The organism is Sporosarcina jiandibaonis (genome assembly GCF_013184495.1).
In the GTDB taxonomy this organism is placed as follows: domain Bacteria; phylum Bacillota; class Bacilli; order Bacillales_A; family Planococcaceae; genus Sporosarcina; species Sporosarcina jiandibaonis.
Window position 1 is genome coordinate 241882 of record NZ_JAAOIY010000005.1, and the last position, 14900, is coordinate 256781.

A 14900-nucleotide genomic window follows, 5' to 3' on the forward strand; every position below is an offset into this window, starting at 1 on the left:
ACATCGCTATGAAAGAAGCTTAGGAAAAAGAGAGCGAAGAAAATTTAAAAAATTTGATGGCAGCATGAAATTCCCTCCTAGCAGTATTCCACTGAGAGAGTTTTAATGTATCCAACCAGTAAATATAATGGTATTGTTATACTAATAGAAAACACAATTTTCTTAATAATGTGTTTAGTAATATAAGGTTATCTAAAGTGTCCATTACAACTTAAAGGGAGGACGATTCTAATGAATCATATAGAATGTAAGTACCTTACTAAAGAATATGAAGGTGATGGCACGAAAACTGTAGCCTTGAATAATATTAATTTGTCATTTAATAAAGGGGAATTAACTGCAATCATTGGACCATCAGGTTCAGGAAAATCAACATTATTAAGTCTCATTGGAACCTTAGATAAGCCAAGTAAAGGAACAGTAACATATGACGATGAGGAAATATTAAAAGAAGGTAAAAATAAAATAGCAGATTTTCGCTTCCAAGAAATCGGGTTCATCTTTCAACAATTTCACCTACTTCCTACCTTAACAGCATTAGAAAATGTTCTTACTCCATTGTTTTCTAGAAAAGTCCCATACAATAAATTAGAAAGAGCCAAAGAAGTACTTAAACAGGTTGGACTAGTCGATAAAATGAATGCGCTTCCATCCCAGTTATCTGGTGGACAACAACAGCGAGTTGCTATTGCTCGAGCGATTGTACACAAACCAAGCTGGCTACTAGCGGAAGAACCAACAGGAAATCTAGACATAGAAACAGGTGAAAGGATTTATGATTTATTAAAAGAATTAAATGAACAAGTAGGTTGCGGAGTTTTATTTGTGACCCATGATCCAGCACTTGCAGCCAAAGCAAACCGTATAATTTCAATGAAAGATGGTGCTGTTCTTTCAGATAAAGAAGGTGCAACACCATGATTCGCTTTATTTGGCAAAATTGGTGGAGACGGAAAGATCGGTTTATTTTGCTCATCATTGGTGCTTTAATAGTTAGTGCTGGTTTAACTTATTTAGTAGGGCTGTCGGAAACAAATAAGGGTACGATTGTAGATAATTTACAACAACGCTGGTCTGCTTCTTATGATATTGTTGTTCGTCCAGAAGGAACTCGCAGTATAACAGAAAACAAGAAATTATTAGAGCCTAATTATCTAAGCGGTATGAGTGGAGGTATTAGTCTTAATCAATATGAAGCTATTAAGGATATACCAGGTGTAGAAATTGCTGCGCCTATTGCAATGATTGGGTATGCAGATTATCAAGTGAATTTTGGTTATGCAGAATTACCAGAGGATGGTATTTATCGGAGGGTAATGGAGACTACTGTTGACAACGGAATAGGTAAGAAAACTGATAGTGGTCATATCTATTTTGTGGGTGATGTCTGGGATAATATGAATAAGGGACCTGAATATGGCGTTGGTAGTCCTCACCCTGATTTAACGGTTAACTCGTTATCTTTGTTAGCTGGGATAGATCCGGAACAAGAAGCAAAACTAATTGGTTTAGATGGCGCAATCCTATCTTTAGGGTCAAGTAGATATTTTGAAGACTCTGATGGATATTATTTTAATAGTATAAATGGAGGTCATCATGAATTTCCGATCATTGTTAATCAACAATCGTATGTAGATAAAGTAGAGAATATTAGCTTTGAACGCCTCGATATTGATATTACAAAAGATAATTCGAATGAAATTATGGAAAAGGTAAAAGAAGATGGTGGTAAAGAATATTTAGACACAATAGAAGGTGAGGTCATTGAGACATTTTCCGTTACGGGAGAAGAGACCTTCCATGGATTTATTAGTAAAATGACTGGTGTCGATTGGAAGACTGGCGAAGTACTTTTAAAGACCGAAGAGGAAGACAACATAACCGGGGTGGTCTATAAACCAAGCCCAATAGAGTTTCAGGAAATAGCTAGTCCATATATAGATAGGTGGCCGTATTCATATCAGGTTACTCCATTTCAGAATGGGGAGAGTTTTGGTGCAATATATAGGAACAAAGAGTCTTATCGAGAACCGAAATATATTGAAGAAGAATTTATTGATTGGCCCCGTATCAAACCAAACTGGATTGGATTTTATGATGCAAGCAATCTAGAAATATCAAAGGATCCTACAAGCGAACTGCCAATGGAAACCTATCGACCCGCCACTGCCGAGTTTGTAATGGATTCAGAGGGTAACCCAATGAATCCACCTAAACAGCTGAAGCCAACAGGTGACCCTTATAGCTTTTTAACCGATCCGCCAGGCATGCTAACAACCATTGAAGCTGCTGAAAAGCTACTGGGAGACGAACCGATTTCAGCCATTCGAATCAAGGTGGCAGGAGTTGCCGACTTAAGTGAAGAAAGCCAAGCACTATTAGAAAGAGTTGCTAGAGAAATTGAGAATAGAACAGGACTTATTACAGATATCACTCTAGGCTCATCACCACAATTAGCTTTAACTTATGTTCCTGGTTTAAATGATGAAAGTGATATCGGTTGGTTACAGCAGCCTTGGGTGAACATTGGATCATCTATTTCTATTTTTAAAGAAACAAAAATAGGGTTTTCTGGTATTGTAGCCAGTGTTATAGCAGTAGCAATCGTCTATGTTTGGGCTTCAGGAATTGTGAATTTACTTGCTAGGCGAAAAGAATTTGCTGTTATATTATCAATCGGTTGGCGTCCAAGTCAGTTGAATCGCTTATTATTCTTAGAATCTAGCATAATTGGTCTTTTTGTGGCATTCATTTCCTGGATCATGCTAGGTTTTGTGTATGTATCGAGTGATGCTACGATATCTTTTGATCGTTTCTTATGGACTGGTTTATTTGGGCTAATTATTTATCTGTTCGGCTCAGTCATTCCGATGATAATGGCTCGAAATATTTCTCCTTATGAAGCAATGCGTACTGGAGAAATATCAAGTAACAGTAAGCGGTTGTTCCAAGCTAAAGGAATAAATCGTATGGCTTTTAATCATTTTATTGGGAAGTGGAAAAGAAGCTTTCTATCTGTTATATCTATTGCATTACCAACTGCCCTCTTAGCCGTATTTCTGTACATCACATTTAGATTAAGAGGAATTATGTACACTTCTTTACTCGGAGAATACGTAGCTTTGGAGATAGGGCCTGCACATTATGTTGCGATTATTGTATCCTTAATTATAGCTATTTTAACTACTGCTGAGATTATGTGGCAGAATGTATCGGAACGAAGAGAAGAAATTTCATTACTTCAATCTATAGGGTGGAAAAGATGGAGTATTCGTAGGTTAATCTTAGTAGAAGGGATTTTTAGTGGTATATTTGCTGCGCTAATAGGTTTAACAATTGCATTTTTGATAATTTGGGGCTTATATAATGCCTTTCCGAAAGAAGAAATTGGTTTTATTTTAATGACAGGGTTGATACCAGTCCTGATTGGACTAATCGGAACAATCTTCCCGGCAGAAAGAGCAGTTCGAATTGTACCAAATCAAGGTATTGGTGGAAATATATCAAATCGGAAAGATGTGGAAAGATGTTTAAAAAGGGTCGTAATTTCAACATCTGTATTATTAGTGGGAACCTTTTTATTTACGATGGTAAAGGTTGCTCCTAATATTGAAAAGGCTACTACAGGGGTGGAAGTAGAGCAGACCTTTAGTCCGACAGAAGGCAGTGTTGAGAAAAAAACAGATTTTAACAGATCAAATCAGCCCACTGAAAATGAAAAATCAGGGAATAGTTACGGAACCCCAGGTGAATATGAATTGGAGTTTAAAGCAGATGAAACCAGTAAAAATACAGGTTGGGGTGGAATTCTATTCTACGAGGCTAAAGAAATAGAGAGTAGTTTACCTTCGGCTGAATCTGGGCTGAAAAATATTGCTATCGAGTTTACTTTTGAAATACTTGATTCGGCGACATACGGAATGCAGCCACAGCATCATTTTTCACTTCTTGTTGGTGAAGAGTCATACAGCCCTTCTAAGGTCACAGTATTAGAGTCAGTAGCATGGGATGATGAGCAATGGTTAAATGGATATCGGGATGGGAAGATTCATGCTGTTTTAGAATTTACGATACCTGAAAATGTAGAGAGTTATGGGTTACTACTAAAAAATGGGGAGGTTGGAAAGGGGATTATGGTAAGATTTGAATAAATAATAATGATTTACAGATGGGACTGATACATTCACCTTGAGGATTTAGCTATCGGTTTTTCTAGAGTACTAAGACACAGACTCTAATATTATTCTAAAGTCGAAGGTGCCTCAGCCTCTCTCTACCATAAAAAAAACACCGCCACGTTGTCTAGTTGGGTATGTATACCCAATCGGGTCATTTGGTCGGATAAAATGTTTAAGGATAGGGAGGTAACCATGCTAAAGAAGTAATCACTGAAAAAAGTAATCCCGATTATCTTTATAAGTCCCATCCTGTTCGGTATTCTGATAGCCAATCGAATTGGAAAAAGTTAAGAGATGAATGGTAGCTTAAAAGTTGTTGGCAGCTCATATAATTCTGGAGGACAACAAGATATAGCTTACAAACAAGTAAATAGTTCATTCTGGTTTAAACTTGCCCTTTTCCTTTACCTTTATTGAACTTATTATGTGACGGGTTTTTCTACCGTACTGATATTGGTTGGCGAACGTTTGAATAAAATAAATGTTCATTCTCCCGAAAGTTGAGAGAGTGGACATTTTTTTCAGTATATTTAATAATTCAAATTATCAGTTATTGGTATATACAGAAGATTCCTTCTATGTTAAAGTGACGTTAGGGAGCCAATATGCCTGTATAGATCAATAAAGAGTAAGCCATTAAAATGCTTATTGGAATGGGGAGTTAACATGTTCCACTATTTAAAAGCTACACTAAGAGAACGTTGGCCTTTGTTTTTAGTTGTTATTCTTATCCTTAGTTGAGAGAGTAGACTTTTTTCATTGTCAGGTCCAAGCCCGGCTACTCGGGCCAAAGCATTCTAGTTAAGGAAGAATTGAAACAGTAATTATAGAAGCGATTGAAATAATCACTTCAACAATCGGGCGCAATTGTTTAATATGCGTCTCTTTTTTCTTCTTCAACTAACGGGGTAGGTTAGTTGAAGAAGGAATTGTAGGATTTGTATAGAATATAATAAAAAGATAGGGGGGACTTAAATGGAGAAGTATTATTGGGATACTCAACTGGAATACCTCAAAAGAACGAGAGATTTATATTATAACGATGATTATTTAGAGTTTTTAGTAAATAGTGTTTGGAAGATTTCTAAACCAGTACATATTATTGATTTTGGTTGTGGATATGGGTATCTAGGACTCAAATTATTACCTCTATTACCGAAGGGTTCCAAATATACAGGGATAGATAAAGGACAACAACTTATTAATAAGGCGATAGAATATTTTCATGGTCTTCCGTATGAATCCGAATTCTTTGTAGCAGATACAAATGAGATTGAATTAGAGGGTAAGTACGACATTGCTGTTTGCCATGCTTTTTTATTACACATTTCCGAACCCCAAAAAATGCTTCAAATAATGGTAAATTCTATTGTTAACGATGGAAAAATAATTTGTTTTGAACCACATTGGATTTCAGGTATGTCATCATACGAACTTGGAGGGTATGAACAATCACAAGTTGTTCCACTTGGTATTCTGCAGAAATTATTCGAAGAGAGTACAAATAAAACTGGAAATGATGGAAATATTGGAGCAAAACTACCTAAATATCTATCTGAATTGGGCGTGAAGAACATTGAGTGCAGAGTCAGTGATAAAGTTAATTTCCTCTATCCAGATAAGGATCAACAAGATAAGCAAAAATTATTTTATTCTCTTAAAGAAGATGGAATAGGTGGAGAACCTGTAAATAAAGATCAGTTTATTGATCGTTTGATAAAGCGTAGTATTACATTTAAGGAAGCACAGGAACAATTTGAGGCTGAACTGCTGTTTTCACAAGTATTTAACATGGATTCCTCTTTAACATACGCACCCAGCATGAAAATTACTTTTGGAGAGATTAATAAATTGTAATTATCCCTAACACTTTTATTTCTTCTTGAACCAACGGGTGCTTTACTTGAAGATAGTTGAGCTGCTTATACGGCTTTTTTTTATTCTTCAACTAACGTAGTAGTTTAGTTGAAGAATAATACGAAATAATTTATCAATACAAAGGGGATTAGTATGAATATTGATTTTTTATCGAACCATCCGGATAAGATTAATGAGGTTTCTGAAATGGTTTTTAAGGAATTTGTAGTAAAAACAGGCAGTGGAATGAACTTTGAAGATGTTGTTAAACACTTTTCAAATACACAGGACAACAAATTTCCAATAACTCTCATTGCACTTGAGAACGGAGAATGTTTAGGAACCGTATCAATCTTTGAAAACGATTTAAAGATAAGGGAAATGTATAAACCTTGGCTTGCATCTTTATTTACGAAACCGGAGTATCGTGGTAGAGGTGTAGGGAAAGAGTTAATATCTAAAACCATAGATGTTGTGAAGAAATTAGGATTTAATGAACTTTATTTAAGAACTGAAGATGCATCTGACTATTATAGAAATAAAGGTTGGACTTATCTTGAAACTGTTTCTGATGATAAATACGAGAAGGTTGATGTGTTTAAAGTAAAGTGTATTTGATTTAATAAACCAACTACTGTTTGAAGAATTGTACGTAAGCTAACGGGTGCTTTACTTGAAGATCCTGAAGCTGTATAGACGGCTCAATTTTCTTATTCAACTAAAGCAGAAGGTTAGTTGAAAAAAGAATACGCTTAAAATGAGGAGAAAGGGGAGAAAAAGATGAATAGACTATTGGGATTTTCGTTTATCTTATTAGTCGCTATGGTTGTCTTATTGGGCTGTAATTCAGGTAAACTATCACTCGAAATGATAGCGTTTAATAGTCTTTCTAAGGGAGAGCAAAATTTAATACCTGTTTCTCCAAAGGACTCAGTCATCGAAAAGATTGATGTGACGCCCAGTGTAGAAAAGTTTTTAGATGATGAATACGACAAAGGTGAAGTGTATTTAGTTACATTTAATAATACAGAAAGCGAATCTAACGGGAATCTAATAGTTTTTATAGACGTTAAAAAACCAATAGTCGTTGGAAAAGGGTATTCAGACAAAAAAGATTAACCAAAATCCATTTGTTGAACTAACGGGTGCTTTACTTGAAGATAGTTGAGCTGCTTAGACAGCTCTTTTTGCTTGTTCAACTAAAGAGGCAGTTTAGTTCAATTTATTTATTCCGGTTATATATATAATAATAATTCTTTCTATTAAAACTCTTTTAAATGGTATATTAGATATATCTAAATTAAAAAGAAGGAGTGGTATAGACATGTCAGAAATAAATAAAGTTATTCCTAATCTTGATAAGATGAAAGAAGTAGGTGAAGCATTTGGGGATGCGATAAGGAAACACCCTGATAGGGCGTTAGTTATAGGAGGAGTCTTAGGGGGCCTTTATATCCTAAAACATAAAAAAATTAAATTCAAACTTAAAAGACCAGATTTAGATATTGAATTTGAAACAGAATAAATATTTTAGCAGAGAAACCCAGAAAATGAATTGGAAATTCTAAATCTTATCTTTATAGAGACTGTAAATGAATTAACTTGCAATAACGGATAGCTTTACATCAAGAAAGAGTAAATCATTTTTCTTATTGAACTAACGGGGCAGGTTAGTGGAATAACAAGAGAAACTTGTATCTTATGAAAGGGTGAATTAGGGTGTGAATAAAACTTTTAAGAGGGATGTTTTTAAAGATCTCAATACATATACAGAAAAAATAAGAAGAGATATGAAAGCATCAGGTTCTGCTTTGGTTATATTATGAAAGACAATAAATTAGTACACGAATGGTATTCGGGAGAGTATCATTTTAAACCAGGGGCATTCAAGGTTCAATGTGTACTCGGTTAGAGTTACTTATGTTGGTCTCGCAATTGCGTTTTTCAGCTTATAACCAATTTGTTAGGAGTGGATACGATTGAGTATTAAAAGTGAGAGAATATACCCTAATTGCCCAATTATTTCTAGAACAGTAGAAATCGGTGGACTTACTAAATCGCAGCTTATCCAGAAATTGCAACATTACTCTATCTTGATGAATGAGTATGGAGAGAGACTTTTAAATGACGAAAAATTTACTACTTCTGATACAAAGTACAGCCTGCATACAGTTGAACTAACCATTAGTGATCTTGGCTTTCCTGATGGAGCTAATACGACTCAGATTTTTAAAAGAGCGAGCGATCTTGGTTTGGAATTATGTCCGCTTGAGCTAGCAGCTCACCTAAGAATGGAGTATCTGGATCAGCCAGATGGTTTTTCAGGAAATCCTTTACAGCGAAATCAAGCTCCATCTGGCTCCATAACAATAGCAGCGGAGATACTAACTGAAGATGATGATTTTCCGAAAGGCTTTTATCTTAGAAGAATTAACGACGTATTATGGCTTCGGGGTTACCTTGCTGATCATCTGCACGTTTGGAATCACGATGATCATTTTATCTTTTGTCAAACAAAATAGACCTTGAAGAAGTGAGAAATTATCAGAGGCAAAAAAATGGTTGCTAACAAGAATAACAACTAATGGAATCATGCTAGAAAGAATATTACCCACTTTTGTTCAACTAACGGGTGATATAGTTCAATAAAGCTCTTCCAAAATCGGGCGTGATTATTGAATAACTTGCCATAAGGCGGACTTAGCTTTGGGCTTATTCAAAAAAACAATAAATTGGGTGGTTAAAAATGGAGAATGCAAAACCAGTAAAAAATCAAATGAACGGCGTATTTGTGCATGTTTCAAACTTGAAAAATTCAGTTAAATGGTATATGGATTTATTGGGATTACAAGTTGATTTAGATAAAGTAACTTCGCCAGTTTTTAACGTGCCATTAGTTGGGACAACATCCCTAACATTAGACGATCACACCTTTGATCCGGACTTCAAACATCATGTAAGTCCAAGCCCGATTTTCAATCTGTACGCTGCAGATATTGATGATGCTCATAACCATGTAAAAGAAAAAGGCATTGAAATTGTGAGAGAAATCGAGAGAGTAGGCGATACGGCCTGGTTTAATATAAAAGATCCAGATGGAAATGTAGTTATGATTTGTAACTGTTGAATGAATAGATGGATTCTCATACAATCGGGCGCGCTAATCGAATAAAAGTATCCCCCAATCGGGCCGTGATCGTAGAAGGAAGCAGTCTGATATCCTTAGGGAAGTAAAAGCTAAGTGAAAAGAAGGTAATCAAAATCATGGACCAGATAAAAAATCCCCGTATAAAATTAGCGAGTCAATTGAATTACCGAGAGTATGAAGAGATTAAAAGCCTTAGGGAGTACTGTGTTAAAAACGATAATATAACACTTAAGCTAGAGCTTGATTATAAACTAAGTAAGCCATTAGATAAGAGTGAAAAGCTAAATAAGATCAATGAATTTTTGTTTTATGATGAAGGCACGCTTATTGGATATATAGGCATATGTCAATTTGGCGGCGAAACGTTAGAAGTCAATGGTATGGTTCATCCTGAATATAGGAGGAAGGGGGTCTTCAGCAGGTTATTCTCATTAGTGAAAGAAGAGTGGCACAAAAGGAATTCACGGGATATGTATTTACTGAGTGATCATAAATCCCTTCCTGGTCTTGAATTTATTAAGCGTACGGGTGCTTACTATGATAACTCGGAATATGAAATGTTTTTAAAAGGTGATCCAAGAAACGATTCAGATTTACACGAATTGAAACTTAGGAAAACAATCAATAGTGATGTAAATGAAATTGCAAGACAAGATGCTATCTATTTTGATGGAGACCCCGAGAAAGTAGATTTAATTCTCCCGGAGGAAGAAGCAAATCGCGGGGTAGATATTTATATTGCTGAATTTGAAAACACTGTTATTGGAAAGGTCCATTTGGAAGTAAGTGATGGTATAGGTGGTATTTATGGGTTGGGAGTCCTTCCGGAATATCGAAACAGGGGTTATGGCAGGGAGATATTAATAAAATCAGTAGAGTTGCTAAAGGCAAAGCAAATCAATGAAATCATGCTGCAAGTTGCCGTGAAAAACAAGAATGCCTTGAGCCTTTATAAATCCTGTGGTTTTGAAGTGGCTTCTACGATGGACTATTACAAGCTAAGCAAAGACGTAAAATAGGATACCGCTCAGGGTGTAGTTAGTATTGAAAGATATTTCAGCAGTCGGGTGCAATTCTGGATTGTAATCTGTGCCTATTCAGTAATAGGTTCGGTTGATAGATTTTGAAAAGCTATACGTCTATTCAAATTTAAATGTTATGCTAGTTGTATAGTCCGAATGGTTTCAACAAATGAGCCGTTTACTTGAGGAAAGGAGTTTTGATTTGAAAAAAATTGATGCTTTAAAAGCTGGGGTTGCTGTAATTATTTTGAACGAAGAGAACCAAGTTCTATTGCAAAAAAGAGCTGATGTGGGCTTGTGGGGAATCCCTTCAGGACATGTGGAAATTGGTGAAACAGTGTCTGAAGCAGCCATGAGAGAAGTGAAAGAAGAGACGAATTTAGATGTAAGAATTGAAAAGCTGATTGGTATTTATTCCGATCCTGATTCACAAGTTTTCAATTATCCAAATGGCAAGGCAGTTCATTTTATAACGACTTGTTTTCTTGCTGAAATTACAGGCGGGGAACTTAAATGCAATTCAGATGAATCGCTTGAAATTAAATTTTTTAGCCAGGACAACTTACCAGATGATTTGTTAACAATGCACCCTCAATGGTTAGAGGATGCTATTTCAAAAAAGGAAGCGGCATTTATTCGCTGATCAATAATTATGAGAAATTCCCGGAGAGTGATTTAATGGAACCTAAATGGCTTGAATGGGCAAAACAATTACAATCTATTGCACAAGCGGGGTTAACCTATTCAAAAGATAAATATGACATTGAAAGATTTGAAATGATAAGGAATATTAGCGTTGAAATGCTATCGCAACAAACAGAAGTGGACAAAGCTGTTATAAGAGAATTATTTGCAAATGAAACAGGTTATGCTACTCCCAAGGTTGATGTTAGAGCAGTTGTTTTTAAAGATAATAAAATTTTAATGGTTAAAGAAGATGTTGACAATGTTTGGGCTTTACCGGGGGGATGGGGTGATATTGGTCTGTCTCCGAGTGAGGTCGCGGTAAAAGAGGTACAAGAAGAATCGGGGTTTGAAGTGAAGGCGACTAAATTGATTGGTGTAATGGATAAAAAATTTCATTCTCACCCACCTTCTGCCTATCACGTTTACAAATTTTTCATTCAATGTGAAATCGTTGGCGGGAAACCAGAAACGGGTATAGAAACGAGTGCAGTTGATTTCTTCGCTGAAAATGAATTACCTCCCTTATCAGTAGCAAGAAATACAGAATCGCAAATACAATTGGCTTTTAAACATTTACATAATTCTCAGCAACCTGTATACCTTGATTAAATTTATAAAATTAAGGTTAACTTATTGTGCTGCAATCGGGCGCGATTTCTTAATAAAGATCTGCGCCCATTTCGAGTAGGGGAGATGAGCAGCTACACTTCAAAATTAATCATTCTATTTAAATGTCAGTTTTTCAGTTGTATGTTTTAACACTTCTTCCATATCTACGTCATAACCAATGCCTAAGCCTTCCGGAACTTTAAGTATTCCATTTTCAACAACAACTTCAGGCTTTATAATGTCTTTATGCCAGTACCTTGAGGAAGCGGCCGTGTCTCCTGGTAATATGAAATTATCTAATGATGTAATCGCAATATTATGTGCTCTTCCAATGCCAGACTCAAGCATTCCTCCGCACCATAAAGGGATATTATTTTCTTTGCATAAATCATGAATTTTCTTTGCTTGCGTTAAGCCCCCGACTCTTCCGATTTTCATATTAATGATTTTGCCGCTTTTCAGTTCGATTGCTTGTCTTGCATCGTCATAAGAGTGAATGCTTTCGTCAAGACAGATGGGGGTATCGATTTCTTTTTGTAATTTAGCATGGTCGATTAAATCTCCGGCTGTTAATGGCTGTTCAATCATCATCAAATTGTATTGATCGAGTTTTTTAAGTGTCTCCATGTCATTTAATGTGTAGGCGGAATTTGCATCTACCATTAAAGGGATGTCCGGAAACTTTTGCCTGATGCTATCTACAATTTGAATGTCTTTGCCAGGAGCTATTTTCACTTTGATTCTTCGGTAATTTTCATCGATCTTTTCTTGAATCTTCGTGAGTAAGTCATTTATATTCTTTTCAATCCCTAGACTTATCCCAACTTCAAATGAAGATTTTTTTCCTCCCAATGCATGCGCGAGTGAAAGATTATTTTCTTTCGCGTATAAGTCCCATATCGCACCTTCTATTGATGATTTGGCTAGATGATTGCGTTTAAATGGTTTGAAGTGCTTTTCTAAGTCGTCTGGATGTTCAATTTCATTATGAAGAACAATCGGGATAAGAAACCTTTCCAACATGAGTATGCTTGCATCTGTGAATTCTTCTATGTATAAAGGTTCTCCCGTTGTGACGCATTCGCCCCAGCCGGTAACCCCATGTTTGTTTTTCACTTCAACTAATGCAAATTCTCTCAGTTGCTGCGTTCCAAAGCTTGTCGTAAATGGGTGTCGCATGTTCATTTTCAATTTGTACACATTTACATCAGTAATCTTCATAAATATATCTCCTTTTTTATTGGTGTGAATAATCCAGATACCTTATATTTATTCACTTATTCTCGGTTTTGTACCTTTGTAAAGTTTCTGGCTAAATGATTTTTATTCACAAGTAGATTTGTTTTATTAACCGTATCGGCATGGGTGAATATGATGATATAAAAGATTGGGCGGGAGTGGTGAAGCTTGTATGTAAATAATAGTTATCGCTACAGACAACCGGAAATCGTAAGCGGTGCATATGGTGATGTGAATGGTGACGGGACGGTGGATTACGTATATTTAACAGCGGTAAAGTCGGCGGATCCATCCAGTCCCTATGTAGAGCGGATCACATTAAATATTCAAGACGGATTAAGCAGAAGAGTCCATACCATTCCGCTAGACGAAAGTGGTAATTCAGGTTATCAGCCAACTGTGTTCCTAGGAGACTTTACCAAGGACGGCATCAAGGACATTCTAATTTCCATTGAATCAGGCGGATCAGGCGCATTTACGTTTGATTATATTTATTCATTCGTTAATAATCAGGCTCGGAAATTATTCGACTTTGATCAATACAATAAGCTGAATCAGTACACAGTCACATATTTGGATCAATATAAAATAAAAGTACAAAGTTTGGCAACGGGCCAAACGTTTCTAATTGATATTAGTGGCAGAGGCGCCGATTATCTATCGCAAATCTATAATGAAGATGGAACGTTAAAAAAACAAATTTCAGGCATGGCTGATGGGGTTAGCGGATTCTATCCAGTCGATATGGACCGTGATGGTGTTTATGAAATACAGGCCTATCAAAAAATTAGCGGGCTTTACCATGCAGATTCGTTTGGGTATGTGATCAATACATTGCAATGGGATGGACAAAAGTTTGCAATATGGCAGCAATGGTTAGCGGTTTTCGGAACGGAGTAAAAAACAATCGCTCATCGATTTGCATACGATACCTTTAGAATGTGTGCAAAGGAAGTGAACGACATGTCGAATGACGGGCTTCAAACGCTGCGAACAAAAACGCCAGAAGAAGGGTATGAATTAGCAGTTAAGCTCGCACAAAAGGGGATAGCAGTTACACAACCTTCTGAAGAGATCAGGAAAATGTTGCGTCCAGTTTATTCTATAAATGCGGATAGTTTAATAGCAACATCACAAGTTGTCGCCATACACTTTCAAACTGTTGCTTTTGCCAATAACTATTGGAATAAGTAAATACTAAGTGACTTAAAAGAATTGGATGGGTTTATCCAACGAGCATTTGGTGATTTGCTCAATTTTGGGTGACTGCGTATAAAACAGTTCAGTTAATTAAATACAACTTAGAGAAAATAAACAGCCATTGGAATCTTATTATCCCAATGGCTGTTTATTATTTTGTTTGCCAAACCAGTGGCTTAAATTCGACCTAGCTTATTTCAGGTAACGAAGTTCGCGAAGTACATATATCTATAAAACAAGAAAGGATATTCTGTTGTTTTGTCGAATAAATTGTTACGATCAAAAGCAAGTTAGATAATGTAAACGGAGACAAATAGATGAGTATGAATCTTGAAGAATCGCGCCGAATGGCAATTAAAATGCCGGAGCTTCGGAAAAAGGAATTGAGAACTAAATTAACAATTGCAGAACAGCAGGAACTAGATCAGATGTTGGCGATTAAAGCGGAAAGATACCCAGAAAATACTGAAGTGCAGTACGCCGAAAACGTCAGATTGACAGCTATCAAAAACATTACATACAGAGACGTTACACGTAAAGAGTCACTCTTCCAGAAGCTGCTCAAGCAAGAAAATGCGAAAGAATACAGGATTCAGATCATGAACGAGGAAGAGGATCTCGCTGAATACACTTTTCATTTCACATTTGCGCTTGAAATCCGGCAGTTGATGGAGGACGTTGGACTCGGATTGGAATGGCCGAAAATGCTGCCCGTGGATGATCAAATGTGCTATACGGATCCGCTGGATGAGGAAGATAAGGAATGGTTTGAAGCTTTCCCGGACCCATCTTGGTGCTTCTCCAAACTGCAAGAGGCCCGTAATCTTGAGGAGAATGCGGCTATCTATGGAGAGGAGATGATCCGTGTAATTAACTGGCTAAAGATGCATTGGAAAAAAGGCTACCGAATCTACGCAGATATCGATCCAGTAGAGTATGATGAGTGGGTTTGAAGTGAAG

15 protein-coding genes are annotated in these 14900 nt (G+C 36.4%); 14 read left to right on the forward strand and 1 reads right to left on the reverse strand.

All coding sequences use genetic code 11. From position 1 onward, the window contains the following. Positions 1–231: 231 nt before the first annotated feature. From G8782_RS13985 to G8782_RS14035, 11 genes are all read left to right on the forward strand, one after another. Complete coding sequence (locus G8782_RS13985) at positions 232–921, forward strand: ABC transporter ATP-binding protein (RefSeq protein WP_172372274.1); 690 nt, start codon at positions 232–234, stop codon at positions 919–921. Continuing rightward, positions 918–4151, forward strand: a complete 3234-nt coding sequence (locus G8782_RS13990) for an ABC transporter permease (protein WP_172372276.1) — start codon at positions 918–920, stop codon at positions 4149–4151. Before G8782_RS13985 ends, G8782_RS13990 begins: the two co-directional genes overlap by 4 nt. Before the next feature lie 1002 nt (positions 4152–5153). Next, positions 5154–6035 carry a methyltransferase gene (locus G8782_RS13995; RefSeq protein WP_172372278.1) on the forward strand — a complete coding sequence of 294 codons (882 nt, stop codon included), beginning with the start codon at positions 5154–5156 and terminating at the stop codon, positions 6033–6035. Between the two features lie 153 nt (positions 6036–6188). Then, positions 6189–6653 (forward strand): GNAT family N-acetyltransferase, encoded by a 465-nt coding sequence (locus G8782_RS14000; RefSeq protein WP_172372279.1) that lies wholly within the window; start codon positions 6189–6191, stop codon positions 6651–6653. 162 nt (positions 6654–6815) lie between these two features. Beyond that, positions 6816–7154 carry a hypothetical protein gene (locus G8782_RS14005; protein WP_172372281.1) on the forward strand — a complete coding sequence of 113 codons (339 nt, stop codon included), beginning with the start codon at positions 6816–6818 and terminating at the stop codon, positions 7152–7154. Between the two features lie 205 nt (positions 7155–7359). Further along, positions 7360–7560, forward strand: a complete 201-nt coding sequence (locus G8782_RS14010) for a hypothetical protein (RefSeq protein WP_172372283.1) — start codon at positions 7360–7362, stop codon at positions 7558–7560. A gap of 454 nt (positions 7561–8014) precedes the next feature. Then, positions 8015–8557: a helicase gene (locus G8782_RS14015; protein WP_172372284.1), complete on the forward strand. Its 543-nt coding sequence runs from the start codon at positions 8015–8017 to the stop codon at positions 8555–8557. 224 nt (positions 8558–8781) lie between these two features. Continuing rightward, on the forward strand, positions 8782–9162 hold the full coding sequence (locus tag G8782_RS14020) for a VOC family protein (protein ID WP_172372286.1): 381 nt from the start codon (positions 8782–8784) through the stop codon (positions 9160–9162). A 137-nt stretch (positions 9163–9299) separates the two neighbouring features. Next, entirely contained in the window at positions 9300–10202 is a 903-nt protein-coding gene (locus G8782_RS14025; RefSeq protein ID WP_216667883.1) for a GNAT family N-acetyltransferase, read from the forward strand. A 205-nt stretch (positions 10203–10407) separates the two neighbouring features. Beyond that, on the forward strand, positions 10408–10848 hold the full coding sequence (locus G8782_RS14030) for an NUDIX domain-containing protein (protein ID WP_172372288.1): 441 nt from the start codon (positions 10408–10410) through the stop codon (positions 10846–10848). Positions 10849–10883: 35 nt separating this feature from the next. Then, a complete protein-coding gene (locus tag G8782_RS14035; protein ID WP_172372289.1) occupies positions 10884–11501 on the forward strand; it encodes an NUDIX hydrolase in 618 nt (205 codons plus the stop codon). A gap of 114 nt (positions 11502–11615) precedes the next feature. Here the strand turns inward: G8782_RS14035 and menC are convergent, their stop codons facing one another. Beyond that, on the reverse strand, positions 11616–12722 hold the full coding sequence (menC, locus tag G8782_RS14040; RefSeq protein WP_172372290.1) for an o-succinylbenzoate synthase: 1107 nt from the start codon (positions 12720–12722) through the stop codon (positions 11616–11618). A 186-nt stretch (positions 12723–12908) separates the two neighbouring features. On the opposite strand from menC, the gene G8782_RS14045 reads away from it, so the two are divergent. The 3 genes from G8782_RS14045 (at position 12909) to G8782_RS14055 (ending at position 14893) form a co-directional block, all read left to right on the forward strand. Beyond that, a complete protein-coding gene (locus G8782_RS14045) occupies positions 12909–13640 on the forward strand; it encodes an FG-GAP-like repeat-containing protein (RefSeq protein WP_172372291.1) in 732 nt (243 codons plus the stop codon). Positions 13641–13703: 63 nt separating this feature from the next. Further along, the gene (locus G8782_RS14050) at positions 13704–13934 is read left to right on the forward strand and encodes a hexameric tyrosine-coordinated heme protein (RefSeq protein WP_172372292.1); all 231 of its coding nucleotides are present in this window, start codon (positions 13704–13706) and stop codon (positions 13932–13934) included. Between the two features lie 323 nt (positions 13935–14257). Continuing rightward, positions 14258–14893 (forward strand): hypothetical protein, encoded by a 636-nt coding sequence (locus G8782_RS14055; protein ID WP_172372293.1) that lies wholly within the window; start codon positions 14258–14260, stop codon positions 14891–14893. Positions 14894–14900 lie beyond the last annotated feature (7 nt).

Excerpts from the sequence above, each read along its gene's own strand:
- G8782_RS13985 (WP_172372274.1), top strand. The coding sequence starts at position 232 with ATGAATCATATAGAATGTAAGTACCTTACTAAAGAATATGAAGGTGAT.
- G8782_RS13990 (WP_172372276.1), top strand. The coding sequence starts at position 918 with ATGATTCGCTTTATTTGGCAAAATTGGTGGAGACGGAAAGATCGGTTT.
- G8782_RS13995 (WP_172372278.1), top strand. The coding sequence starts at position 5,154 with ATGGAGAAGTATTATTGGGATACTCAACTGGAATACCTCAAAAGAACG.
- G8782_RS14000 (WP_172372279.1), top strand. The coding sequence starts at position 6,189 with ATGAATATTGATTTTTTATCGAACCATCCGGATAAGATTAATGAGGTT.
- G8782_RS14005 (WP_172372281.1), top strand. The coding sequence starts at position 6,816 with ATGAATAGACTATTGGGATTTTCGTTTATCTTATTAGTCGCTATGGTT.
- G8782_RS14010 (WP_172372283.1), top strand. The coding sequence starts at position 7,360 with ATGTCAGAAATAAATAAAGTTATTCCTAATCTTGATAAGATGAAAGAA.
- G8782_RS14020 (WP_172372286.1), top strand. The coding sequence starts at position 8,782 with ATGGAGAATGCAAAACCAGTAAAAAATCAAATGAACGGCGTATTTGTG.
- G8782_RS14025 (WP_216667883.1), top strand. The coding sequence starts at position 9,300 with ATGGACCAGATAAAAAATCCCCGTATAAAATTAGCGAGTCAATTGAAT.
- G8782_RS14035 (WP_172372289.1), top strand. The coding sequence starts at position 10,884 with ATGGAACCTAAATGGCTTGAATGGGCAAAACAATTACAATCTATTGCA.
- menC (WP_172372290.1), bottom strand. The coding sequence starts at position 12,722 with ATGAAGATTACTGATGTAAATGTGTACAAATTGAAAATGAACATGCGA.
- G8782_RS14050 (WP_172372292.1), top strand. The coding sequence starts at position 13,704 with ATGTCGAATGACGGGCTTCAAACGCTGCGAACAAAAACGCCAGAAGAA.
- G8782_RS14055 (WP_172372293.1), top strand. The coding sequence starts at position 14,258 with ATGAGTATGAATCTTGAAGAATCGCGCCGAATGGCAATTAAAATGCCG.